Source organism: Carnobacterium sp. AT7 (genome assembly GCF_000171855.1).
Taxonomy (GTDB): Bacteria; Bacillota; Bacilli; order Lactobacillales; family Carnobacteriaceae; genus Carnobacterium_B; species Carnobacterium_B jeotgali.
This window is the reverse complement of sequence record NZ_ABHH01000020.1, coordinates 1-23,650: the sequence shown is the minus strand read 5'-3', so window position 1 is coordinate 23,650 and position 23,650 is coordinate 1. Positions and strand designations below refer to the sequence as shown.

The 23,650-nt window shown below is 34.9% G+C and carries 25 protein-coding genes and 1 other RNA gene; 5 read left to right on the top strand and 21 right to left on the bottom strand.

Annotated elements, in window-relative coordinates; genetic code table 11:
* Nucleotide 1: 1 nt before the first annotated feature.
* From msrA to CAT7_RS08350, 7 genes are all read right to left on the bottom strand, one after another.
* Nucleotides 2-526 carry a peptide-methionine (S)-S-oxide reductase MsrA gene (gene msrA, locus CAT7_RS08380; protein ID WP_081897323.1) on the bottom strand — a complete coding sequence of 175 codons (525 nt, stop codon included), beginning with the start codon at nt 524-526 and terminating at the stop codon, nt 2-4.
* A 16-nt stretch (nt 527-542) separates the two neighbouring features.
* Nucleotides 543-1,151: a YpmS family protein gene (locus CAT7_RS08375; protein ID WP_007724393.1), complete on the bottom strand. Its 609-nt coding sequence runs from the start codon at nt 1,149-1,151 to the stop codon at nt 543-545.
* Nucleotides 1,152-1,180: 29 nt separating this feature from the next.
* Nucleotides 1,181-2,017 carry an SGNH/GDSL hydrolase family protein gene (locus CAT7_RS08370; RefSeq protein WP_007724390.1) on the bottom strand — a complete coding sequence of 279 codons (837 nt, stop codon included), beginning with the start codon at nt 2,015-2,017 and terminating at the stop codon, nt 1,181-1,183.
* A 95-nt stretch (nt 2,018-2,112) separates the two neighbouring features.
* The gene (locus CAT7_RS08365; RefSeq protein ID WP_007724388.1) at nt 2,113-2,607 is read right to left on the bottom strand and encodes a dihydrofolate reductase; all 495 of its coding nucleotides are present in this window, start codon (nt 2,605-2,607) and stop codon (nt 2,113-2,115) included.
* A 22-nt stretch (nt 2,608-2,629) separates the two neighbouring features.
* Nucleotides 2,630-3,577, bottom strand: coding sequence for a thymidylate synthase (locus tag CAT7_RS08360; protein ID WP_007724385.1), 948 nt, complete (start codon nt 3,575-3,577; stop codon nt 2,630-2,632).
* Nucleotides 3,578-3,595: 18 nt separating this feature from the next.
* A complete protein-coding gene (locus CAT7_RS08355; RefSeq protein ID WP_007724383.1) occupies nt 3,596-5,497 on the bottom strand; it encodes an ABC-F family ATP-binding cassette domain-containing protein in 1,902 nt (633 codons plus the stop codon).
* Between the two features lie 89 nt (nt 5,498-5,586).
* Nucleotides 5,587-6,237, bottom strand: coding sequence for a uracil-DNA glycosylase (locus tag CAT7_RS08350; protein ID WP_007724380.1), 651 nt, complete (start codon nt 6,235-6,237; stop codon nt 5,587-5,589).
* Nucleotides 6,238-6,430: 193 nt separating this feature from the next.
* Here CAT7_RS08350 and CAT7_RS08345 point away from each other — a divergent pair, with 193 nt between their 5' ends.
* Nucleotides 6,431-6,637 (top strand): cold-shock protein, encoded by a 207-nt coding sequence (locus tag CAT7_RS08345; protein WP_007724378.1) that lies wholly within the window; start codon nt 6,431-6,433, stop codon nt 6,635-6,637.
* A gap of 61 nt (nt 6,638-6,698) precedes the next feature.
* On the opposite strand, the gene CAT7_RS08340 is transcribed toward CAT7_RS08345, so the two are convergent.
* The gene (locus CAT7_RS08340; protein WP_007724374.1) at nt 6,699-7,151 is read right to left on the bottom strand and encodes an EbsA family protein; all 453 of its coding nucleotides are present in this window, start codon (nt 7,149-7,151) and stop codon (nt 6,699-6,701) included.
* 85 nt (nt 7,152-7,236) lie between these two features.
* Between CAT7_RS08340 and CAT7_RS08335 the strand changes: the two genes are divergently transcribed.
* Nucleotides 7,237-7,644, top strand: coding sequence for a ribonuclease HI family protein (locus CAT7_RS08335; protein WP_007724373.1), 408 nt, complete (start codon nt 7,237-7,239; stop codon nt 7,642-7,644).
* Between the two features lie 38 nt (nt 7,645-7,682).
* Here the strand turns inward: CAT7_RS08335 and CAT7_RS08330 are convergent, their stop codons facing one another.
* The 4 genes from CAT7_RS08330 to CAT7_RS08320 form a co-directional block, all read right to left on the bottom strand.
* Complete coding sequence (locus CAT7_RS08330) at nt 7,683-8,828, bottom strand: THUMP domain-containing class I SAM-dependent RNA methyltransferase (RefSeq protein ID WP_007724371.1); 1,146 nt, start codon at nt 8,826-8,828, stop codon at nt 7,683-7,685.
* A 95-nt stretch (nt 8,829-8,923) separates the two neighbouring features.
* Nucleotides 8,924-9,300: RNase P RNA component class B (gene rnpB, locus CAT7_RS12200), an RNA gene on the bottom strand.
* 58 nt (nt 9,301-9,358) lie between these two features.
* Nucleotides 9,359-9,691, bottom strand: a complete 333-nt coding sequence (gene gpsB, locus CAT7_RS08325) for a cell division regulator GpsB (protein WP_007724369.1) — start codon at nt 9,689-9,691, stop codon at nt 9,359-9,361.
* A gap of 150 nt (nt 9,692-9,841) precedes the next feature.
* Entirely contained in the window at nt 9,842-10,384 is a 543-nt protein-coding gene (locus tag CAT7_RS08320; protein WP_007724368.1) for a DUF1273 domain-containing protein, read from the bottom strand.
* A gap of 71 nt (nt 10,385-10,455) precedes the next feature.
* Between CAT7_RS08320 and recU the strand changes: the two genes are divergently transcribed.
* From recU to CAT7_RS12035, 3 genes are all read left to right on the top strand, one after another.
* Complete coding sequence (gene recU / locus CAT7_RS08315) at nt 10,456-11,085, top strand: Holliday junction resolvase RecU (RefSeq protein ID WP_007724367.1); 630 nt, start codon at nt 10,456-10,458, stop codon at nt 11,083-11,085.
* A gap of 75 nt (nt 11,086-11,160) precedes the next feature.
* Nucleotides 11,161-12,207, top strand: a complete 1,047-nt coding sequence (locus tag CAT7_RS12040; protein ID WP_007724365.1) for a transglycosylase domain-containing protein — start codon at nt 11,161-11,163, stop codon at nt 12,205-12,207.
* Nucleotides 12,170-13,768 (top strand): transglycosylase domain-containing protein, encoded by a 1,599-nt coding sequence (locus CAT7_RS12035; RefSeq protein WP_198008053.1) that lies wholly within the window; start codon nt 12,170-12,172, stop codon nt 13,766-13,768. The genes CAT7_RS12040 and CAT7_RS12035 overlap by 38 nt, the downstream gene beginning before the upstream one ends.
* Before the next feature lie 78 nt (nt 13,769-13,846).
* On the opposite strand, the gene nth is transcribed toward CAT7_RS12035, so the two are convergent.
* From nth to dapB, 9 genes are all read right to left on the bottom strand, one after another.
* Complete coding sequence (nth, locus tag CAT7_RS08305) at nt 13,847-14,485, bottom strand: endonuclease III (RefSeq protein WP_007724361.1); 639 nt, start codon at nt 14,483-14,485, stop codon at nt 13,847-13,849.
* Nucleotides 14,486-14,499: 14 nt separating this feature from the next.
* Complete coding sequence (locus CAT7_RS08300) at nt 14,500-15,216, bottom strand: DnaD domain-containing protein (protein WP_007724359.1); 717 nt, start codon at nt 15,214-15,216, stop codon at nt 14,500-14,502.
* 105 nt (nt 15,217-15,321) lie between these two features.
* A complete protein-coding gene (asnS, locus tag CAT7_RS08295; RefSeq protein ID WP_007724357.1) occupies nt 15,322-16,620 on the bottom strand; it encodes an asparagine--tRNA ligase in 1,299 nt (432 codons plus the stop codon).
* A gap of 105 nt (nt 16,621-16,725) precedes the next feature.
* Nucleotides 16,726-17,202: a cell wall elongation regulator TseB-like domain-containing protein gene (locus CAT7_RS08290; protein WP_007724356.1), complete on the bottom strand. Its 477-nt coding sequence runs from the start codon at nt 17,200-17,202 to the stop codon at nt 16,726-16,728.
* A 114-nt stretch (nt 17,203-17,316) separates the two neighbouring features.
* Nucleotides 17,317-20,136, bottom strand: a complete 2,820-nt coding sequence (gene dinG, locus CAT7_RS08285) for an ATP-dependent DNA helicase DinG (RefSeq protein WP_007724355.1) — start codon at nt 20,134-20,136, stop codon at nt 17,317-17,319.
* Nucleotides 20,137-20,268: 132 nt separating this feature from the next.
* Nucleotides 20,269-20,745: a hypothetical protein gene (locus CAT7_RS08280; protein WP_007724354.1), complete on the bottom strand. Its 477-nt coding sequence runs from the start codon at nt 20,743-20,745 to the stop codon at nt 20,269-20,271.
* A gap of 208 nt (nt 20,746-20,953) precedes the next feature.
* Complete coding sequence (locus tag CAT7_RS08275; protein ID WP_007724353.1) at nt 20,954-21,556, bottom strand: nitroreductase family protein; 603 nt, start codon at nt 21,554-21,556, stop codon at nt 20,954-20,956.
* Between the two features lie 102 nt (nt 21,557-21,658).
* On the bottom strand, nt 21,659-22,861 hold the full coding sequence (locus CAT7_RS08270; RefSeq protein ID WP_007724352.1) for a CCA tRNA nucleotidyltransferase: 1,203 nt from the start codon (nt 22,859-22,861) through the stop codon (nt 21,659-21,661).
* The gene (gene dapB, locus CAT7_RS08265) at nt 22,858-23,649 is read right to left on the bottom strand and encodes a 4-hydroxy-tetrahydrodipicolinate reductase (protein WP_007724349.1); all 792 of its coding nucleotides are present in this window, start codon (nt 23,647-23,649) and stop codon (nt 22,858-22,860) included. The genes CAT7_RS08270 and dapB overlap by 4 nt, the downstream gene beginning before the upstream one ends.
* Nucleotide 23,650: the final 1 nt, after the last annotated feature.

The following is a 23,650-nucleotide window of genomic DNA, read 5'->3' as shown; positions in this document are numbered from 1 at the left end:
CTTAATTCCTTTCTTTATCCTGCTGGTAATCAAGACGCTCTTTTTTTTCTTGAGCATACTTTTCTGGATTTTTTTGATAAAACTCTTGGTGGTATTCTTCAGCTGGATAAAAAGGTTGTACGGCTTCAATTACAGTAACAATTGGCTTTTTATATTTTCCGCTTTCGCTTAACTGTTGCTTGGATTTTTCAGCAACTTTTCTTTGATTCTCATCTCGTACAAAGATAACAGGTCGGTAATTATCTCCTCTATCTTGAAATTGACCCATAGCATCTGTTGGATCCGTTTGATTCCAATAGATTTCGACCAATTCTTCATATGAAATAATTGTTGGATCAAAGGTTATTTCAACAGCTTCCGTGTGTCCCGTTGTTTTGGCTAGAACTTCTTCATAAGTAGGATTAACCGTATGTCCGCCTGTATAGCCTGAAACAACTTTCTCAATTCCAGGCTGTTCATCAAATGGCGAAACCATACACCAAAAACATCCTCCGGCAAAAATTGCAGTATCTCTCACAGACCTCATCCTTTCTTAAATTAGATCAATTGGTTGGCACATAGACATTGATTCGAATATCATTCTCGGCTAGATCAATCTTATCGACCGAAAAATGGATACCGCTATCTAGCGTGAACTCATTTAAATTAAAAACAAGTGTTTCTTGTTCACTATCAATAGCTACCCAATCTGGAATATTTAATTGACTTTCAATTTGATTCAAGGCAAAGGAAATCGGCAAATTCAATTTTCCAATTGAAAGGCCTGTTGTTTTAAATTGCAGATTGCCATTTTCCATAACAAATGGCTCTAAAGAAAGCTGGAATTGGACATCCTTTCCAAATAATTGAAAGGTGCCAACTAATTGAGCCTGGTCTTCCAATTTAAATTGATAATTGACCGGACCTTTTACTATTTTTTCATCTTTAAGATACGAAGCTACCAATTGATTGATATCATCTTTCTTTGTTGATACTTGAAACGTCACTTCATCACTACTAGTTTGCGTTTCTAGATTAGGCTCTCCAATAATAACCGGAGTCATTTGAGTGAAAAACCAAAATAATGTTCCTAATACGATTGAAAGCAGGACAAGAAAAGCCCATTTCCAGCCATTTAATTTACTCTTTTGCTCATTACTTTTTATGCTCATAAAAACTCCTTACTCCACAAGTTTTCTTTTTATTCAGCTACAATAGCTTGAAATAAGACCTCACTCATTAACTGATATCCAGCTTCATTCGGATGAAATAAATCTTCTTCATACAAATAAGGATTGCTGATTGCTTGTTCTTTAGCTTCTTCCTCGTTTATCAATACGTCTTTTTTCTCCTCATGTTTCAATGACGGATTAAATAAGTCAGCTATAGGAAGAAAGGTCGCATTTTCAGTTTCATTTACTACTTCCTTTGTTGTTTCATTCCATTCACCTGCTATAGATTCCATTTCAGTTATTTCAGGAAAGTAAATAGAATAAGGATTGTAAATGCCAAAGATATATAGTTGAACTTCAGGATTCACTTTTTTAAAAGCCGATAAAAGAGTGGTTAGGTTTTCCCTATAAGTTGCTTCAGGTATAAGGAAATTTTCTTTAGTAACCGTTAAAAGATGTTGTTTTAAGATTTGGATAATATCATTTCCACCTACCGTCAATACAACGATATCAGCAGAGGCAATATCCTCTTGGATGGCCTTACTTTCATAGAAACGTTCCAATATTTGGTCACTTCGATCGCCACTTTTCCCATAATTACTTGTGGTTACCTCTTTATAATTATCCGTTTCTTTTAATAAGTCAGCTACTATGGGAACGTATCCGCCACTATTAGAAGTATCTCCAACACCTTGTGTTAAAGAATCACCAATTGCAACGATATGAAGAGACTCTTTTTTTAGTTCGCTTTTTTCCTCGTTGTTAGTTGAATTATTTTGAAATAAAACGGTTAGCAAACCAACAACGAGAAAACTAGCAATCATCAAAAAAAGGAAGATACCGATAATTGACCGTCCTTTTTTCATGTTAAAAACTCCTCTACTTGTCGATATATGAAAATAGTATACCAGATTCTCTATTTTTCGTATACATTTCTATCTGAAATGACTAGTGTATTTACTTATTTTTCATTTCGTACATACGTTTCAAAAACGTGTGGATATTTATTGCGGTCATCAAGAATCCCAGCTTCTATTTTATCTAGTTTCCATTGTGACCAATCTATTTCAGGCATAAAGGTATCGCCTTTAAATTCGCCTTCAATCATGGTGCGATGCAATACATCTACGTCATCCATAAAGAAACTAAAGACGTTTGCTCCACCTGTAATCAAGGTATCTCCTGAATACTCTTTAGCAAAGTCTAGTACTTCCTCTCGACTATGCATGACTTTAATCCCTTCAGCTTGATAATTGGGATCAGTTGTTAATATAATATTGATGCGATTAGGTAAAGGCCGTTTGTTCATTCCTTCAAAGGTTTTTCTACCCATCACAACCGCATTATTTATTGTCATTTGTTTGAAAAATTTTAAGTCATTCGGCAAATACCAAGGTAACGTCCCTTGATACCCAATTGCCCCATTTTGATCTTGAGCCCATAAAAAAGCAATCATATCATTCCCTACTTTCTTCTTGTTATACAGCTATTGGCGCTTTTATCCCGGGATGAGGGTCGTATCCTTCGATTTTAATATCGTCCATTTCAAAATCAAAAATACTTGTTTTTGATGAATTCAATATTAAGGTAGGCAATTCTTTAGGTTCTCTAGCTAGTTGTTTGTTTATTTGTTCGATATGGTTTGAATACAAATGTGCATCTCCCAAAGTATGAACAAATTCGCCTACTTCTAGCCCCGTTTCATGAGCAATAAGATGCGTCAATAACGCATAGCTTGCAATATTGAACGGGACTCCTAAAAAGATATCGGCACTCCGTTGGTACAATTGGCAACTTAATTTCCCATCCGCAACATAAAATTGAAATAATGTATGACAAGGAGGCAGCGCCATATTGGGTACATCTTCAGGGTTCCACGCTGAAACAAGCATACGTCTTGAGTCTGGAGATGTTTTAATCAATTTAATCACATCTTTTAATTGATCAATCGTTTCACCTTGCGTTGTTTTCCATTTGCGCCACTGTGCACCGTAAACATTTCCTAATTCACCATACTGCAATGCAAAGGTCTCATCTTCTAAAATACGGGTACAGAACGCCTCTTTTTCTTTTAGATAAAGAGTATTGAATTCTGAATCTATCAAAGACTTTCTGCCAAAATTAGTCATATCTGGTCCTTTATAATCTTCACTTTTCACAAAACGTTCAAAAGCCCATTCGTCCCATATATGATTATTATGCTGCAACAAATAGCGAATATTTGTATTGCCTTTAATAAACCATAACAATTCACTCTTAATCAAACTGAAAGGTACTCTTTTCGTGGTTAAAAGTGGAAAACCTTCTTGTAGATTAAACCGCATTTGGTGGCCAAATAAACTTTTAGTTCCCGTTCCTGTTCGATCCGTTTTTTCGTTGCCTACTTCCAAAACTTTTCTTGCTAGATTTAGATATTCTGACTCCACAACCTTACCTCCTATGGTTTAATCATTTGCGTATTGACTTAAATATTCCCAACGATTCATTTTTTCTTCTAGCTCTTTTTCAAAAACCGTTACTTGTTCTTGCTGTTCTTGTAGCAAACTAAAATTACTACCCGATTTTAGCATCTCTTGTTTGAGTGTCTCAATTTTATTTTCAAGATTAAACATTTCTTCTTCTATCGTGGACCATTCTTTTTGTTCTATAAAGGTTAATTTCACTTTTTCATCTACCACAACTGGTTCCGGTTGTGTGGCAACTTTTGTAACTGAATCACTACTTTGAACCGAGCGACCTTGTTTTTTCTCTTTTTCTTCTTCGATATAATCTGTAATACTGCCATAAAATGGTCTGATTTTTCCATGTCCATCAAATATCAGTAATTTTTCTACTGTTTTATCTAAGAAGTAACGGTCATGGGAAACTGAAATAACTGCTCCTGGGAATGTTTCGATATAATCTTCTAAGACCGTTAAAGTTGCAATATCTAAATCATTGGTGGGTTCATCCAGCAATAATACATTTGGTTGTTGCATCAATAACTTCAATAGATACAAACGTCTTTTTTCTCCACCAGATAATTTACCAATCAGCGTACCATGTGTATGACGCTCAAATAAGAACTGTTCCAATAAATTTGTCACACTGATTCGTTCACCATTAGTTGTTTCTACTTCTTCACCAACTTCTTGTAAATAAGAAATGACACGCTTATTAGGGTTCATTTCTTCAATTACTTGCGTGAAGTAAGCAACTTTTACCGTTTCACCAACAACCATTTCTCCTGAATCTAATGGGAATCTTCCAGCTAGTGTATTTAAGAAGGTTGATTTACCCGCTCCGTTTTCTCCGCTTATCCCAATTCGATCTTTCGTTTGAATCAACATATTGAAGTGATCTAATATAACTTTTCCGCCTAGATTCAGCGATGCATCTTTCAATTCAAAGACTCGTTTTCCTAAGCGCGATCCTTCTAAATTCATTTCAACTGATTCATCTACGTTTGATTGTTTTAAATTGTCTTCTAAATCTTTAAAACGACCGATTCTAGCTTGTTGTTTTGTTGAGCGTGCTTTTGCTCCAGTTCGCATCCAAGCTAATTCTTTCGTATACATCTGTTTCCTTTTATGATCTGCCACTACGGCTGCTTCTTGTCTTTGAGCTCTATTAATCACGTATTGCTCATAGTTACCTGTATAGAACGTCGCATTTCCATGGAATAATTCAACCATTCGATTAACAATTCGGTCTAAGAAATAACGGTCATGTGTTACAAGCAATAGGGCTCCTTTATACGCACTTAAATAACTTTCTAACCACGTGATTGTCTCAAAGTCTAAATGGTTTGTTGGTTCATCTAAAACTAGCAAATCGGGTTCTTGAATTAACACTTGTGCTAAACCTACTCGTTTTCTCTGACCACCGGATAACGTTCCCACCAATTGTTCTAAATCACTAATACCTAATTTAGTCAAAATTGTCGTTGCGTTTGTATCAGCTATCCAAGCATTTTCATCATTCATAGCTTGTTCAGCTCTTGAATACCTATTTTGGCATTTTTCATCCATTGGATCTGCCGTTAACAATTCTAAGGCTCTTTCATAGTTTCTAACAGCCACTAAGATGGGTGTATCTCCCTCAAAAACAGCATCGAAAACAGATTTATCAGGGTTCAAATCTGGTTCTTGCATCAAATAACTAATTGTATAGTCTTTCGGTTTTTGGATACTGCCTTTTTCAGCACTATCATTTCCTGTGATTACATTCAGTAAATTCGTTTTCCCAGAACCATTCACTCCAATTAAACCGATTCTTTCGCCTTCCATGATTGAAAAACTAATATCATCAAATAATACTTTTTCTCCGTATGTTTTTGTCAAATTCTGTACTTTTAATTCTTTCATCTTTTATCTTCACATTCCTTTATCCTACATATTTGCTTATCTTTAACATTCTACCATTTTTTATTCATAATATCTTTAGACTGCTCCAATTAAATTTTATGAATCAGTTTTTTAAATTCAGCAAGATCTTCGTGAATGGTTTCTAATAACTGACGATTGTAAAATATCGCTGCTGGATGAAAAGTCGAAAAAACAGCATAATCTTTTTCAGTCCAGGTGTACGTATTGTCCTTTAAAGAAACTAAACGTAATACTGGCCCTTTATACAATTGTCCATGTTGAGCTGAAACTTTTGCTTTTGGTCCAAGCAGTCTTTGCAACCCAATATTTCCCATAGTTAAAATGTAAGGTGCTTGGACTTTCTCAACTTCTTGATCTAATAATGGAGCATGTGCGATCAATTCCTGTTTAGTTGGAGGCCGGTTATACTTTCTTAGCACAACTTGTTTGGTTTTGCGGTCTATTTTTTCTTTATATCGATAAGGACGACTCCGAAAAGCACTTGTAATATAAACTTCCTTTCGATCAACTTCCAACAGGTCAAAAAAACGCATCAGTTCTTTCCCTGCTCTCCCAGAAAAAGGGATTCCATTTAAAGCTTCTGTTTCTCCAGGAGCTTCTCCTATTAATAAGAATTTAGGATTAACGGGACCTTGCCCATAGACAAAGCCTTCAACATTGAAATGTTGGGAACGTTTTTTAGCTAAGGCAACTAGGTCAGTTGTTAATACTGTATCCAAATCAATCAACCTCCTCTCTTCTTGGATTGCTTATCTAAAAAATCAATTGAAATATTTCTTTTAGTATTTTCAAAATTAGATAGAATTGACGAATAGCTCAATTGTTTCTATAATAATATTAGGTCAGTTGTTTTAGACTTTAGAATAAAGAAACTGAATGTTATTAAAACAGCTCAACAAGGGGGTTTCGTAGATGGAAAATGGAACAGTTAAATGGTTCAGCAACGAAAAAGGATACGGATTTATTGAATACAACGAAACCGAGGATATTTTCGTTCACTTTACGGGTATTGTGAATGAAGATGGCTTTAAATCTTTGACTGATGGACAACTTGTTTCATTCGAAATTTTGGAAGGCACCCGTGGCCCTCAAGCTACTAACGTCATTGTTCTAGACTAATTTAATTAGCTATATGAATACCCAAAAAACGATACGCCTGATTTAGGGTATCGTTTTTTACTTACTTATGTTCGGATAGCTCATCCCATCTATCTTGTTGTTCTAATTGAATTAATGGTGCATTAGTTTTGATATACTCATAAAACTTTTTTTTATTCTTTTTGTTTAAGTAAATCTGAAACCCTTCTTTATCTTGGTTGAGAAATACATTGATTTCCCTTTTATCAGAAAACGTTATTTTTGTTAGTTCATCTAGTGAAATACTCTTTTTTTTAATTCCTCTAAAATAACTAATTTTCAAGTTGTTATTTTTTATCTTTAGAGTAGAGCCTAGTCCAAAAAATAAAAGTATGCCAAATATAATAATTAAACTAACCATTGTAAGACTAATAGTTTGTGTTTCTAAAGCTAAAATAAGAAATAAAAAAAAGGCTAGCCAACAAATTGACCAATAAATAACTTGAAAAGCTGGTTCTATTGAAAGAGAAAATTTCAAACGAGTATTATCATCCAATACGTTGCACTCCTTATACGAAAGTATTCTCATTTTAACATATCTAAAGTCAGAAACCCATTTAAATGAAAGGAAGTAAATGAATATGATTAAAATGTATACTGATGCTTCCACAAAAAACAATCCTGGTCCCAGCGGTGTAGGAATCGTCATTAGTACTGAAGATAGACACGAGCAATTATCTATTGCTCTTGAAAAAGAAATGAGTAATCATGAAGCTGAATTTGAAGCACTTTTAAAGGGACTTCATTACTTAATTGAACACAATTTGACCGATGAAACTTTAATGATGTACACAGATAGCAAATTAGTAGCCTCGGCTGTTAAAAAAAATTACGTAAAAAAAGATCTTTTTAACGTTCACTTAACCACTATTCAAGAAAGACTCACACATTTCCCACTTTTTTTTATTGAATGGATTCCAGAATCAAAAAATAAAGGTGCTGATAATCTGGCTAAACAAGCTTTGCAAAAAATAATTTCAAAAAAATAACAGCCTTAAGACAAGCTTAAGCTGTTATTTTTTCTTTTTTAATTACGAGGTGCTCTAGGAGGACGTTCGCCCCAATATTGGAATAAATCTGTTCTCAAAGCGCCGTTATATAATTTACGTTTTTTAGTCGCTTTTTCTCTATAAAATGTTTCAAAAGCTAAATCACTTGTAATAATGTACTTACTCCAAGTTTTTAATGGGCGGTATACTTTTCCCATTTCTCTGTATAGTTTGTGAACTTCTTCTTCTTCACCTAACCTTTCTCCATAAGGAGGATTAGCTAAGATAACACCATATTCTTTTTCAGTCGTAAAATCAGCTAATTGCATTTGTTTAAATGTAATACTGCTGCCTACTCCTGCTTCATCTGCATTTGCTTTGGCAATTTCGATCATCGTACCATCAATATCAGTACCCATAATATCCAATACAATATCATGATCTACTGCAGCATCTGCTTCTGCACGAACTTCTTCAAAAACACTTTGATCAAACCATTCCCATTCTTCGCAACTGAATGAACGATTAGATCCTGGAGCAATATTATGCCCAATTAAAGCTGCTTCAATCACGATTGTTCCTGAACCACACACGGGATCATAGAAAGGACGGTCTTTGCGCCAATTCGTTAATTGCACAAGCGCTGCAGCCATATTTTCTTTTAAAGGTGCGCCACCTTTAGCAGAACGGTATCCACGTTTAAACAAACTTGGTCCAGTTGTATCCAATGTTAAAGTAACCTTATCTTTCAATAACGCCACTTCTAATTGATATAAAGCACCCGTTTCTGGTAAACGTGTATTACGATGATAAACTTCGCTCAAGCGATTAACAATTGCTTTTTTTACAATAGCTTGGCAATCCGATACACTATATAATTTTGACTTGATTGATTTTCCAGCTACAGGAAAATTAGCATCCATTGGTAAAAGATCTTCCCATGGTAAAGCTTTTGTTTTTTCAAATAATTCGTCAAATTCATACGCGTCAAATTCACCAACAATGATTTTAACACGGTCAGCTGTTCTCAACCAAAGATTTGTTTTAGCAATATCTTTTTCAGTTCCTTCGAAAAAGACTTTACCATTCTCTACTTGACACTCATAGCCTAAAGCTTTGATTTCTTTTCCTACTAATGCTTCTATTCCGCTAGCTGCTGTTGCAACAAGTTGAAATGTTTTCATATATTTGCTCCAATTCTTTTTTCTTTTTTTAAGTAATTTCTAAGATAAATATAAAACCCTCCAAAAAGGAGGGTTCCATACCTGAATTTGTAAATTTCTGTAAGCCATGTTCTGTCTCAGATAAAAAGTCAGGGTCTGTTTTATCCGGAGGTAATTATCTGTCTGCAATTACTGCCTCTTCCATCGGTTCAATTCCCTAGGAAAAGTGCCCCTACCAAAGTTTGGGTTGCTCGCTCGAGGGGTTTACCGCGTTCCACCAATACCGTTTCCCGTATTGCTTCGTCACTGTGGCACTTTCAAGAATACTCAAGCATAGCTTTACAGCCTTAGCTCTTTTTTCTGCCGTCTCTCCATAATTAAATGAAGGCCCTGGCTTATGATTTCGCCAGGCACGAACACTACAAGCATCGCAGCTTGTGCGAGCATGGACTTTCCTCAGTTTAGTCAAGCTAAACCGCAATTACCCGAAATTTACAAATGTTTTTTTATTGCTTGTTAACTGGTTTAAAAACTTCTTTAAACTAAAAAGTTTAAAGTTCGTCTTCCGTCTCATCTAATTTTGAGCCAAATACATGACGTTCTAAATTAGATAAACGTTTTAAAATATCAAAATTAGTTACTGTACTATTCGGCTGTGAAGAATAACTAGGTTTAGTAATTGACGCTTGTTTTGTTAATTCATCGATTTTACTCAATAAACGATCGTTCTCAGCTTTTAATTGGGTAAGTTCTTTATTGTATGATTCATAATCACGAATCACTTCATCAAGATACTCATCTACTTCAGCTGGGTTATACCCGCGCATACTTTGTTTAAATTCTTTTTGAAGAATATCTTTTGTTGTTAATGATCTATTTGCCATGTTTACACCTCTTTGTTTGCTTCATCTTCTAACAAATCATTGTACTCGTTTCTTCGATAATTCTTATTATACCAAAGATAATGAGAAAAAAAAACTAATTTTTATATTATGTTACAGCTTCACGAATAAAAGAGATGAAAAACGAATGAATTAATAGTATTCTTCGGTACTACTATTTTGTAATTGATCTACATCAATCAATCGCAGCTCAAATTCCTTTGTCTCTTGTTTCTTTATTATGGCTTGGTAGACAAACTTGGTTTTGCCTTCGAACTCAGGATCGTACACTAACAAAGCTGCTTGACAATGGTCTAATAAAAAAGATTGATGATTTTTTAATTGTGAGGGATCTTGGTACGTTTTATGGGACGTTGATTCAACATAATCAGCTAGTTTTTTTATAGAAGATAGTTTGCTTTGATTTTTTTCATTCCAATTTGATCCAAATTCTAAAAAAGGAAGAATAACAGCTACTTTGACAGTTGGGTATTCTTTTTTTAGTTCATCAACAACTTCGACTGCCCATTGCTCTGTGCCAAACTGAGCACTGGTTATTATCCACTCGACTCCGTCTTCAATAAATGAACTAATTTCTTGTTTCAAGCATTTTTTTATGACCGCTATTTTTGGATCATCTTCCTTAAATATGCCAAGTTCAAATGTCCGATAGCCGCTAATATATAAGTTTCTCATAAACTCATTTGATTCTCCTTTTCTTTAAAGGTCTTTATTTGATATAATACAATTCAGGAGTGTGATTTCAATTGGCTATTCGATATCCTAATGGTAAAACCTATATTCATAGTGACAAATCTTTACCAAAAAAGCAACTAAACAATCAGTTAACTTCATTTAGTAAACGTGGCATGTCCTTAGAAGATGACTTGAATGCAAGTAATCAATATTATTTAGCAAAAGGAGACGCCGTTATCCATAAAAAGCCCACACCTGTTCAGATTGTCAAAGTGGATTACCCTAAAAGAAGCGCAGCCGTTATCAAAGAAGCTTACTTCAGGCATGCCTCTACAACAGATTATAATGGCGTTTACCAAGGTTATTATTTGGACTTCGAGGCTAAAGAAACAAAGAACAAACTTTCCTTTCCATTAAAAAATTTCCATGAACACCAGATTATTCATATGCAACAATGCATAAAACAACAAGCTATTTGTTTTGTGATCATGCGTTTTTCTGCAAGTGAGCGTCTTTTTCTCTTAGAAGCAAAGCATTTACTTGAGTATTGGAATAAGCAACAACTAGATGGGAGAAAATCAATTCCTCTAAAAGAACTTGAAAAGAACGGATATGAAATGTATTATGAACTCTCGCCGCGGATTCCTTATTTAAGAGTCGTGGATTTTTTAATTGCTAAGGAAAAAGATAAATCAATATGATACTGGTTTTGTTTAATTAGTTCTAACTAATTTAGAAATTTTATCATACAAGAGAATTAAGGAGTAGATTTGACTATGCCAGAAAAAAAAGAAATGTCCCGTGTTTCAAAAAAACAAACTCAAAAAGCAAAACGTTCAAAAAAAGGTAAAAAAAATAAGAAATCCTCTTCTTCCCTTTGGAAAAAGATTCTTGTTGGAATGATCATTTTAATAGCAGCAGTATTAATTGGCGGTATGGGATTATTTGCCTATTACGTTTCATCGGCACCTGACGTAACAGAGAACGATTTAATTGATACTGTTTCTTCAACACTAATAGATTCGAAAGGAAACGAATTTTTAAGCCTATCTAGTGAAGACCGAGAACTTGTTTCTGAGAATGATGTTCCTCAAGTTCTGAAAGATGCAATCATTGCGATTGAGGATCAACGTTTTTATACTCACATCGGGATTGACCCTATTCGGATTGCCGGTGCAGTTGTCGCGAACGTTACAGATGGTTTTGCTTCTGAAGGTGGAAGTACCATTACTCAGCAGTTAATTAAACTTTCGGTTTTCTCTACTGGATCTGAAGACCAAACGTTAAAACGAAAAGCACAAGAAGCTTGGTTATCTATTAAACTAGAACAAAAGTATTCAAAAGAACAAATTTTAACTTTTTATATTAATAAAGTCTATATGTCTGCTAATCAATACGGAATGGGAACGGCCAGTGAATATTACTTTGGTAAACCACTAGCTGAATTGACATTACCAGAAGCTGCTTTGCTTGCTGGAATGCCGCAAGCCCCTAACGCCTATAACCCAAATACGAATCCAAATGATGCGACAAAACGCCGTAATTTAGTTTTAGACATGATGGTTGAGAATGGTGCAATTACTGCTTCTGAAGCTCAAGAGGCTAAAGCAGTCGATATTTCAGAAGGTTTAGTCGACCATTCTGATGAAGAAACAAACAGTCTCGTTTTTGATCCTTATGTCAAAGAAGTTTTGGCTGAAGTGGAGAGAAAAACTAATTTAGACCCCTACACATCAGGCTTGACCATCTATACTAATTTAGATATGGATGCTCAACAACGTTTATATGATATCGTCAATACCGATGAATATGTCTCTATTTGAAGACGAAAAAATCCAAACTGGAATTTCTTTAGTTGATGTGAATACAGGACAACTGAAAGCTTTGGGCGGCGCGCGTGACCAAGAAGTCCAATTAGGAACAAACTACGCTACGGAGTTAAACCGAAGTGTCGGATCAAACATCAAACCTTTAACGGCGTATGGTCCAGCAATCGAGTATTTAAATTACTCTACCTATGAACAAGTCGTTGATGAACCTTACACCTTTAAAGATGGGACACCTATCAACAATTATGATAACAGATACGAAGGTCAAATCAGCTTACGTAGAGGATTAGTTGATTCACGGAACGTCCCTACTACTAAAATTTACGAAGACGTGCCTAGAGAACAAGTGTCTGAATTTTTAACAAACCTAGGGATTGATCCCAAAACATTAAATCCTGGTTCAAAGGGACTAGTTGAATCCAATGGATTTACTGGAAATATCACTCCTGTTGCTTTATCAGGTGCTTATGCTGCATTTGCAAATGGTGGAACCTATACTGAACCATATACTGTTTCAAAAATCGTCTTAGAAGATGGCGAAGAAATCAATTTGAAACCTGAATCAGCTAAAGCTATGGAAGAATCTACTGCTTATATGATTACGGATATGCTGAAAGATGTTGCCTCAAACAATTCTTCTAGAGTCGGATTAAACGGTATTCCTCAAGCAGGTAAAACAGGTACAACCAACTATGAGGAAAAAGATAAAATCAAACACAACATTCAAAAAAACGGCGTACCTGACAAATGGTATACCGGCTATACAACAAATTATGCTCTCTCCGTTTGGGTTGGACATGATGACTTTTTTGACTCAATAGACAATGAAGGCAGCGAACGTTTACTGCCTCAACAAATTTACCAAGCGCTAATGTCCTATGTTTCACAATCTGTTGAATCAAGCGATTGGACAAAACCAAAATCAGTTGTAGAAGTTGCTGTTGAAAAAGGTTCGAAGCCTGCAAAACTTGCTGGTCCTGATACCCCATCCAGCGACATCACTACTGAATTATTCGTTAAAGGAACAGAACCCACTACTGTAGCAGCCAAGAAGCCTGAAAAAGAAGAAAGTAAAGAGGAAGAAATCACATTAGAAGCTCCAAGTGGTCTAACAGCTACTTATAACGAAGAGACTGATGCTTTGTCTATTAAATGGAACGCCTATTCACAAGAAGGTATCTCTTACGTTCTAACAGTAGGTTCTGAATCTTATTCAACAAATGACCTTTCTTATATTGTACAAAGCCCAACTCCAGGTGAGCTTCCAATTACGTTAGCTGTTCAAGCTGGCGATAAAACTGGTCCTGCCGCTTCCACAAGTGTTCTGATTCCACCTAAAAAAGAAGAGGAACAACCTGAGGAACCTGAGGAAGAAGAAAGCCCAGATAGCTCGTCAAGCAGCAGCTCGGCTCCAGCAAGTAGTAGTTCTGCTGCTCCAGAATCACAACCTTCAAGTTCGGCTCCAAGTAGCAGCTCATCGAGCAGCAGTTCTGCAGCAAGTAGTAGTTCTGTTGCCCCAGATTTGAAACCTTCAAGCTCGGCTCCAGCAGAGTAAAAAGATTTCTATTCGTTAATCAACCCTTAACTATAAAAAAAGATGCAACGTATCGTCAGAGATACATTGCATCTTTTTTTATTGCGCTTTTATCGCGCTATTCTCTTGTAACAGCTGAAGACAAATAGTATGGTCGTGATTTCTTGCTATGCACTGATAACGTCCGAAAAAGATTAGTCTGTGATGAGCAACACTCCACATATTTTCAGGCAACTGCTTCATCAATATCTCTTCTACTTCGCGAACAGTAGCATTAGGCGGACAAATACCTAATCTTTTGGTTACACGTTCAACATGGGTATCAACAGCGATGGCAGGCACATTAAATGCCACGCTTAAGACAACATTTGCTGTTTTTCTACCCACTCCTGGTAAAGATTCTAAGTCCATTCGATTACACGGAACTTTGCCATTAAAGTCAGTAATTAACTTTTGACAACAACCTTTAATAAATTTTGCTTTATTGCGGTATAAGCCAATCGTTTTCAATCGTTCCATAATGTCTTCTACTGGTGCAGCTAGAAATGCTTCAGGTGTAGGATATTTCTCAAAAAGTGCTGGCGTAATCTTATTGACCGCGACATCTGTCGTTTGAGCACTTAACATAACGGCAATCAATAATTCAAAAGCATTCTTATGAGTTAATTCGCATGCTGCATGAGGAAATAACTCGCCCATTGCTTCAATCATCTGAATAGTTCGTTTTTTAGACAGCATAACTCTCCTCCTCGTTAAGGATTATCATTATTGTTCAACCAATTGTGCAATGGCACTTTTGTTGTTGGTTCTTTAGATACTGAATAAGTATTCGTCTTGGAGTTTCCTTGCCTACGACGAGTTGCTTCTTTATCCACTTGATCTTTCGTTCGAATATTTTTTCTTTCCCAATTCAGCAAGATACGGTCAACATATTTCAAATTATAAACTTGACTCAACACAGCTTCTCTTAATGCTAATTCAATTAATTCAACCGCATAATGATCATCATCTAACCACATCCCAATCGTTTGCATTTCGATTGGCGATAACGGTCTGCCAAACTCAGATTCAAATAATTGAAATAATTCTTGTTCAGATAAATGTTGTTTCTCAACACGCTGTTGGTTTTCTTGTTGCGAAATAACTAATGCCAAACGATCCCACAACAAATCCAATCGATAACTATCACGTGTTTTTCCATCATTATTTTTTTCTGTTTCAATAGCAATCAATTTTTTATTGATTAGTCCATGTATCATTTGGAAGACCTCCGCAGATGAAATCTGCATCCGTCTTGAGATGATTTCTGTATCTGGAAAATCATTTCCAGCATCAATAAAAGATTTTAATTGTAAAATTAGAATCAATTGCTCATTAGTTAAGCCCACTTCTTTAAAATGAGTCAATAACACATTTGAAACAGTCGTATTTCCCGCTTTGAGCCATTTTTGTAAAAGATGATTGTTCATTATTTGTGTCCTCCTTGCTGTCTTCATATAAAAGATGGAGCTTCTTTTCTAATACGATTAAAAAAAACAGCAACTTAAGAAACTCAAGTTGCTGCACTAGCTTTTTTATGGATAAATACGATTTAATAAGCGTGGGAATGGTATTGATTCACGGATATGTTCTGTCCCACAAATCCAAGTTACAGTCCGCTCTAAGCCTAAACCAAAACCTGAATGAGGAACACTACCATATTTACGTAAATCCATGTACCAAGCGTAATCTTCTTCTGTTAAGCCAAACTCTTTAATCCGTTGTGACAAAGCATCAAAATCGACTTCACGTTCACTTCCACCGATAACTTCTCCATAACCTTCAGGAGCAATTAAATCTGCACATAATACAACATCATCACGGTCTGGATGAGGTTTCATATAAAATGCTTTTATTGCTTTAGGGTAATTTAAAATAAAGACAGGTTTGTCATACTGAGTCGCAATAAACGTTTCATGAGGTGATCCAAAGTCATCTCCCCAAGTAATATCATCAAATCCATTATCATTTAATAATTTAACTGCATCGTCATAAGAAATTCTAGGATATGGCAATTCAGTATATTTTTTAAGTAATTCTTTATCGCGTCCTACAACATCTAAAGCATCATCACAGTTATCTAGAACACTTTGAATAATGTAAGCCACATATTTTTCTTGTACTTCTAAACTTTGTTCGTGATCCATGAATGCCATTTCTGGCTCAATCATCCAAAATTCAATTAAGTGACGACGAGTTTTTGATTTTTCAGCTCTAAAAGTAGGACCAAAAGAAAAGACTTTTCCAAATGCCATTGCTGCTGCTTCCATGTATAATTGACCACTTTGTGAAAGGAAAGCTTCTTGATCAAAATATTGTGTATGGAATAATTCTGTTGAATCTTCTGCAGCGCTTGCTGTTAAGATGGGCGGATCAACTTTAATGAAGCCTTCTTCATTGAAGAAATTATAAGTAGCACGAATAATTTCATTACGAATTTGCATGATTGCATGTTGTTTAGAAGAACGTAACCATAAATGACGGTGATCCATTAAGAATTCAGTCCCATGTTCTTTAGGAGTGATTGGATAATCCTGACTTTCTCCGATTACTTTAATAGATTTCACTGCTATTTCATAACCAAATTTCGAACGGCTATCTTCTTGAATGATACCTGTTAATGAAATAGATGTTTCTTGATTTAATGATTTAGCTAATTGAAATACTTCCTCTTCAACTTCGCTTTTTACAACGATTCCTTGGAAAAAACCAGAACCATCGCGTAATTGTAAAAATGCGATTTTTCCGCTTGAACGTTTGTTAGCTACCCAAGCTCCAATTTCTACTTCTTCTCCAACATGATTTTTGGATTCTTTAATTGTAATATGATTCACGGTTTAAAACTCCTTTAAATAAATTTTGATGATTCACTTTATTTTTTACTGCCTTAACTATTATACAAGAAAAAAGGACTCTATAACGTTCTTTTTCAAGAATCTTTAAATATTTTCGATATCGCTCACCCATTTGCCCGATTTAGCAGTTAAAACATAATAACCTAGTCGGCCATTTTTTTGTTTATAAGAAATTTCCCAGATTGGCGTATCGCCTTCAAGCCCAATACGAGCTTCAAGAATATCGACAGCTCCCTTGTCTTCACGGGTTAACTCTTTAGCTTGTTGTTCTGTAATAAATTCATCTTGATTCAAAACAATTGTTTTTCCGCCGTCTTTAGCAACAATTACCAGTATTTCTTCATCTGCTTCATTCAATCCAGCAACTGAAAAATAAGTTTTATCTCGATTGTACCAATAAAAATCGGTTGTTTTTACTAATCCAGCTGTTTCTTTCGCGATAGCAACCGTTTCTTTTTCTGCTTTTTTTATTGGATCTTGACTGATCATCAAAAGGGTAATCGAAAACACCAGAATAACAGACATGACAACTGCCGAAGTGATGAGTATTCCTTTTTTCATAAGTATCCCTACTTTTAGTTTATTCTTTTATTTATTTTTCGGTAGTGACTTTCAATAGTTTATTATAACAGAAAATTAACCTTTTTTTCTGAAATTTTCATAAAGTTTAGTCGTTTAGTTTGTTTCATTTTCTTCTGTATTTAGAAAATGGCGTAATTTTTCACCCATATTTTTGGTTGCTACCTCTTCAATTGGCAATCCTTTAGGAAGTGAACTCACGATTTGCTTTCCATAACTCGTTTGAATCAACCGATTATCTAATACAATCATAACACCTTTGTCTTTCTCAGAACGAATAAGTCTTCCTAAACCTTGTTTTAAACGTAGGGTCGCCTTTGGCAAAGAATCAATTGTAAAAGGATTTAAGTGTTTTTGTTCCAAGTATCGATGTTTTGCTTTTACAAACGGTCGATCTGGCGATTCAAATGGCAAACGAGTGATGACAATGATGCTAAGTGATTTTCCTGGCAAATCGACGCCTTCCCAAAAACTATCTGCTCCTAACAAAATACCTCCTGTAGACCTGAAAAAGCGTTTTAACATCCGGTCTCTACTACCTGAAAATCCCTGTGCCAATAATTCTCGCCCAGATGCTACTGGATTTTGTTGCAGTGAAAAATACACTTCTTGAAGCATTTCATATGAATTAAACAACACCATCGTATTTTCAACAGAATTCTCAATAATATTTCCGACTTGTTCGACAACCATATGAACATACTCTTTCTTTGATAATCCTTTAATCGGTTTCAGTTCTTTGGGAACCCAAAGTCTTGCTTGTTTCTTGTAATCATAAGGGGACTCAATGATTAATTCCTTTAAGTTTTCTTCTCCTAATTGCGTTTCAAAATAATTAAACGATTGATTGATTTCTAGTGTAGCTCCTGTATATAAAATATAAGGTGTTTTATCCACTAACTTTTCTTTTATAAACTTACTGCTATCTACTTTCGAACGCTTAATTGTAAAACTATTTTTAGGGCTTTTTTCTTTATATGAAAACCACGTTACTTCATTTTCTTCATTCTCTTGAAAAACAGCATAAAAAATATCTTTTTGGCTTTCAAAAGTTGAAATCACATCAAAAAAATCTTCAAATAAATACCGCTCTTTTTGAGTTAACTGGTGCTGTTCATTTAAGCCTTGATTAACCACCTCATACCCTAAATAGCTGATTTCATTCATCAATGTGAGAACTTTTTTGGAAGCTTTTTTTAACGCTAAGTTCCAATGTGTCTCTCTATTGAACTGAATATCCATTTGCTCTTGTTGGGAATGTTTGTTACCTGCAGTATTTTTGCAATAAAGCAATAGTTGATTAATAAAATCCGACAATTCATCTTCTAATGAAAAAATGTTCATCTCCATGTTTTCAATATATGACACTTCTATTTTTGTAAGCTGTTGGCTTAACTGAGTAATTCTACCTAAAAAACTTTTTTCCTCTGAAGCACGGCCGATTAATTTTATTATTTGTTGCATGCGGTAGTATCCGAATATTTCACTTGAAGCTTCCATTGCTACATCTGGCAGATGCTGCGCCTCATCAACAATCAACTTCCCAATAGATGGCAATTCTTTTTCTTTACGATTCAAATCATGGCACAAAAAAGAATGATTGGTAATGATTACACTAGCATGCTTAATTTTATGTTGCGCATGTACATAAAAATCCTCATCATACCATCGATCTTCTTCAGGTCTCGTCAACCAGCCACGATGTCTTACTTTATTCCAAAACAAGTGGTTGTAATTGGTTAAATTCAATTCATCCAAATCCCCAGTTTCTGTTTCCGTCAGCCAAGTTAATAGTTTCATTTGATAGATCACTTCAACTTTTTGGTCAACAGGCTCTTTTAACACTTCTTCAAACTTAGTTAAGTGGATGTAATGGTTTTTACTTTTTAAAATAGCCGCTTGTACTGTAAAAGGTAAAATCGTATTTAGTTGAACGATATCTTTATCTAATAATTGTTTTTGTAATAGTGTAGTATACGTGCTAATAACTACTGGATTTTCTACAGATGCGATATAAGCTAGAGGCAATAAATAGCCTAATGTTTTTCCAACTCCTGTTGCTGCTTCAATTGCAAAATGACTCGTCTCATCGCTTGTAAAATAATCATATACTGCATCCATCATTTTAATTTGTTGGTTTCTGGTTGTCAGTTTTGTTTGAAATAAGTGTTCCTTTTTAGTTACTGTAGTTGGGTAGCGAACATTATCGCGGTAATTTTTCTGTTCAAAAATAGGATTTTTTCGTTTGATTGCTAATCCATTCTTTATCAGGAGTACCTCAGAAAGTGGCAACCTCTCCGTTTTCATTTCTGCTAAACACATTTTAAAAAAATAAGCTGTTTCCATAGTAAGATTTACTGAAAGTTCAACCATCTTTTCGACAGTGACCAATGGCAATTCTTTTAATTTCTGTTTTAATACAAGAAAAAGTTCTGCCGTAACAGCTGCATCACTATCTGCTTGATGTGGATTGGTGTGTTCAATATTAAATTTACTGACCAAATCGTTTAGTCGGTAGCTAGATTCAGTAGGCAGTAAGACTTGTGCAAGTTCAACAGTATCTATCCCTTTATTTTGCAAGGCTGGCATACCACAACGTTGGAGTTCTGCCGAAAGAAACGTATAGTCAAACTGGATATTATGCGCAATGATAATGCAGCCATCTAATAAATTATAAATAGTCGCTGCAATATCTTCAAAATAGGGTGCTTGGGCGACCGTTTTATTTGAAAGACCCGTTAAATGTTCGATTTGTTTTGGGATACTGGTTAAGGGGTTGATATTGGTTGCAAAACGATGAACAACTTGATCGCCCTCTAATAAGACGCAACCAAATTGAATCATGCGATCTCCGCTAGCTACATTCCCGCCTGTTGTTTCAATATCTACCACAGCATATGTATCTTTATGGTTCACTCTATTCACCTAATTCTTTAGACATATTATTTTCTTTACCATCATACTATGAAGCATAAAAAAAAACAAAAAAACTCAAGAAAATATGGATAGATTCCAATTTTTCTTGAGTGTATTACTTGTTTAAAAAGTTTAAAATTTTTCTTTATAAACTTCTTTTGCTGTTTTATCTTTATCAATTACAATGTACAATTTATTTTCTTTTGAGACAAATGAACTTTGATAAACATTGTCGATTCGATCAGAATCTTTTGCTTCATAAGGAAAGTAAACTGTTTCTTCAGCAACAACATCTACAGAATTTTTATTTTCGCCATCTTTATACAAAATATCCATTTTTTCAATATCCGGATCTTTTGCTGCTCGTTCAAACATACCCATTTCTAGGCCGCCTAAATTGATGTCATTTGAATTCACTTCATCTGCTTCTGGAAAAATTTCAATTTTTAGAGACTCACATGGGAAAATTTCTTGAAAATCACTATCGCCAATCCGTCCAAAACTTCTCGAAATATGTTTAATCCATAAATCACCAATAAATTCTTTATTGATTGTCCAAGTTTCTCCGTTTTTAAACATCATTTTTAAAGCCATAACTTCTTTCTTCATTTGTATTCTCCCCTTTTACTTTTATTAAACGAAAAGTTTGTGATTCTTTCGATAAATCTATTTTACCATAAAATAGATGAATGTAAACACTTAACTCCATTATTTGTGATTATTTTAACAATCGAATTTAAAAAAGAAGGAATAGAAAGTTCACCAACTTTTCCATTCCTTCTCTTATTCATTTTAACAACAGTTTAGTGGCTAAAAATTATTTAAATACAAGAACTCTAGCAGAATCATCCATGTATTCTTTTTCACCAGCTGGAGCTTCAATAGATCCAATTGGCATTTGTCCAGTTAATTTCCAGTCTGCAGAAAGGTTCCATTCTGCTTGAACTGCACTATCGATTAATGGATTGTAATGTTGCAAGCTTCCTCCAATATTTTCAACAGCTAATGCTGTCCATACAGAGTTTTGTGCGATACCAGTAGATTGTTCAGACCAAATAGGGAAGTTATCTGCATACAATGCAAATTGTTTTTGTAAAGCTTTAACAATACTTGTATCTTCGAAGAATAGAATCGTACCAAATGCAGCACGGAAACTTTCTATTTTTTGTTTAGTTGGAGTGAAATCTTGTCCTTCTGGAACAGCTTTAAGTAAAACTTCTTCAGTAATATCCCAAACTTTGTTATGAGCAGCTCCAAATAAAACAACTGCACGTGAAGTTTGTGAATTAAATGATGATGGGCTTTCTTTAACAGCTTTAGCTACTAATCCAACAATTTCGTCTTCAGATAAAGTAACAGACTTTCCTAAAGAATAAATTGAACGACGTTCTTCTAATAATTTTGTGAATTGATTTTCCATAATTAAAATTCCTCCTTAAAAATAACTTACTCAATAAGTATAACAACTTATTTTTTGTTAGTAAACCTTTTTGTTAATTTTTGTGAAAGTTTTTTTAAAGTTTTATTTTTCCTTATGAGTGGCCCATTCAAGGATAGCTTGTTTTTCGTTAACTAATTCGCCAGCTAAAATAGCTGTTTCCATTTCTATCATCAAATCTCCTAGCCATTTTCCTGGTTTTCTATTTAATGCTGCTTGTAAATCATTGCCGTTTATTTTAATTTCTTTTTTATTATAAATCGGCAAACCTTGGTACATAGAGTGAATTCGCTCAAAACTAGCAGTATGCCCTAAACAAGCCATTATTTTTTCAACATCTAAAGCTATCGGTAACCCTACTTGGTAAAGAACTTGGCTGTTGAAGGTATCATTCAACCGTTGTTCTAAAGCAAATAGTGCAGACCTCACCTGAGCAATTTCTTTTTTTGAGCATTTCCAGGCTCTTAAAAACGGCTCAGCTTCACTAGCTGGTTTTGACTTGCTCAGATAATAAATCAACATTGTCCAAGCAACGATGCGATTATCGATTGTACATTCTAATTTAGCAAATTCTTCTAATGCTTTTTTCTGGTCTTTCAATCCTGGACAATAATAAAATAAATTAGTTCGAATAAATAATTCTAACCCTTTTTTTCTGCCACTTCCTAAAAGAAGCTTTGTAAATTCAACTTGAATACGCTCAATGGCTATCTTCTCAAGTAAAGGATGATTTTTTTGAATGGCAAGCTCTGTTTCACGGTCCATTTCAAAGTTCAATTGACTAACAAAACGCACTCCACGCATCATACGCAAAGCGTCCTCAAAGAAACGTTCCTCAGGATTCCCAACCGCTTTGATTAGTTTCTTTTCTAAATCTGTCTGACCTTCGAAATAATCAATGATTTGACCATCCCGATTCATAGCTAATGCATTGATGGTAAAATCTCGTCGTTTTAAATCTTCTTTTAAAGAACGAACAAATTCAACATTATCCGGTCGTCTAAAATCTTGATAGGTTGACTCTGTTCTAAAAGTCGTAATTTCATACGTCGCATCTTTCCATAAAACCATTACAGTCCCATGTTCAATTCCTACATCAATTGTTTTTTGAAATATTTGTTTAATTTCATCTGGTTTTGCACTAGTGGCGATATCTACATCATTAATTGTTTCTTTTAATAATGTATCCCGCACACTTCCACCTACAAAGTATGCCTCGAAGCCTGCTTCTTCTATTTTATCAATAATCGGTAATGCTTGTTTAAACTGAGGATCGAACAAAATCATAAAAGATTTTCCAATCCATAAGCTAACTCATTTAATGTCATGACCTTTTCGCAACCTAAAGCAACACCAGTCATAAATGAAGAGCGGTCAAATGAATCGTGGCGAATCAATAGGCCTTCTCCAACACTTCCGAACTGAACTTGTTGATGAGCAACTAGACCAGGTAAACGCACACTATGAATTTTCATGCCTTCGTAATCAGCTCCACGTGCACCTTTAATTAATTCTTTTTCTTCAGGGTTTCCTTGTTCATGGTATCCTCGTTCCGCAAAAATCATTTCAGCTGTTTTTATCGCTGTACCGCTGGGAGCATCCAACTTGTTGTCATGATGCATTTCAGTTATCTCAACATCAGGGAAATATTTAGATGCTTTAGCAGCAAATTCCATCATTAAAACTGCGCCAATAGCAAAATTAGGTGCGATTAACCCTCCGATATTTTTTTCTTTAGCCAAACTTTGAACTTCTTTAACTTCTTTCTCTGTAAAACCTGTTGTCCCAACGACTGGACGAATCCCGTGTTCTAAAGCGAAACAAGTATTTTTATAGGCAACAGCTGGGATAGTAAAATCAATCCATACATCTGCTTGAACTTCCTTTACCAATTCTTCTTTATCTTGAAAAACACGCACATCCACGTTTGTAAAATCGCTCATCTCATTTAAATTCTTTTCTAAAGAATGAGGATCCAATACACCCACTAATGAAAACTTTTCATTTTCTAGCACCATTTTTGTGGCTGTTAATCCCATTTTACCTTTAAAACCTGCAACAACGATTTTAATCATT

Excerpts from the sequence above, each read along its gene's own strand:
- CAT7_RS08365 (WP_007724388.1), bottom strand. The coding sequence starts at position 2,607 with ATGATTGCTTTTTTATGGGCTCAAGATCAAAATGGGGCAATTGGGTAT.
- msrA (WP_081897323.1), bottom strand. The coding sequence starts at position 526 with ATGAGGTCTGTGAGAGATACTGCAATTTTTGCCGGAGGATGTTTTTGG.
- CAT7_RS08375 (WP_007724393.1), bottom strand. The coding sequence starts at position 1,151 with ATGAGCATAAAAAGTAATGAGCAAAAGAGTAAATTAAATGGCTGGAAA.
- CAT7_RS08300 (WP_007724359.1), bottom strand. The coding sequence starts at position 15,216 with ATGAACAATCATCTTTTACAAAAATGGCTCAAAGCGGGAAATACGACT.
- CAT7_RS08280 (WP_007724354.1), bottom strand. The coding sequence starts at position 20,745 with ATGAAGAAAGAAGTTATGGCTTTAAAAATGATGTTTAAAAACGGAGAA.
- dapB (WP_007724349.1), bottom strand. The coding sequence starts at position 23,649 with ATGATTAAAATCGTTGTTGCAGGTTTTAAAGGTAAAATGGGATTAACA.
- CAT7_RS08345 (WP_007724378.1), top strand. The coding sequence starts at position 6,431 with ATGGAAAATGGAACAGTTAAATGGTTCAGCAACGAAAAAGGATACGGA.
- gpsB (WP_007724369.1), bottom strand. The coding sequence starts at position 9,691 with ATGGCAAATAGATCATTAACAACAAAAGATATTCTTCAAAAAGAATTT.
- CAT7_RS08270 (WP_007724352.1), bottom strand. The coding sequence starts at position 22,861 with ATGATTTTGTTCGATCCTCAGTTTAAACAAGCATTACCGATTATTGAT.
- CAT7_RS12040 (WP_007724365.1), top strand. The coding sequence starts at position 11,161 with ATGCCAGAAAAAAAAGAAATGTCCCGTGTTTCAAAAAAACAAACTCAA.
- CAT7_RS08355 (WP_007724383.1), bottom strand. The coding sequence starts at position 5,497 with ATGAAAGAATTAAAAGTACAGAATTTGACAAAAACATACGGAGAAAAA.
- CAT7_RS12035 (WP_198008053.1), top strand. The coding sequence starts at position 12,170 with ATGATATCGTCAATACCGATGAATATGTCTCTATTTGAAGACGAAAAA.
- nth (WP_007724361.1), bottom strand. The coding sequence starts at position 14,485 with ATGCTGTCTAAAAAACGAACTATTCAGATGATTGAAGCAATGGGCGAG.
- CAT7_RS08320 (WP_007724368.1), bottom strand. The coding sequence starts at position 10,384 with ATGAGAAACTTATATATTAGCGGCTATCGGACATTTGAACTTGGCATA.
- CAT7_RS08290 (WP_007724356.1), bottom strand. The coding sequence starts at position 17,202 with ATGAAAAAAGGAATACTCATCACTTCGGCAGTTGTCATGTCTGTTATT.
- CAT7_RS08370 (WP_007724390.1), bottom strand. The coding sequence starts at position 2,017 with ATGAAAAAAGGACGGTCAATTATCGGTATCTTCCTTTTTTTGATGATT.
- CAT7_RS08330 (WP_007724371.1), bottom strand. The coding sequence starts at position 8,828 with ATGAAAACATTTCAACTTGTTGCAACAGCAGCTAGCGGAATAGAAGCA.
- CAT7_RS08275 (WP_007724353.1), bottom strand. The coding sequence starts at position 21,556 with ATGGAAAATCAATTCACAAAATTATTAGAAGAACGTCGTTCAATTTAT.
- CAT7_RS08335 (WP_007724373.1), top strand. The coding sequence starts at position 7,237 with ATGATTAAAATGTATACTGATGCTTCCACAAAAAACAATCCTGGTCCC.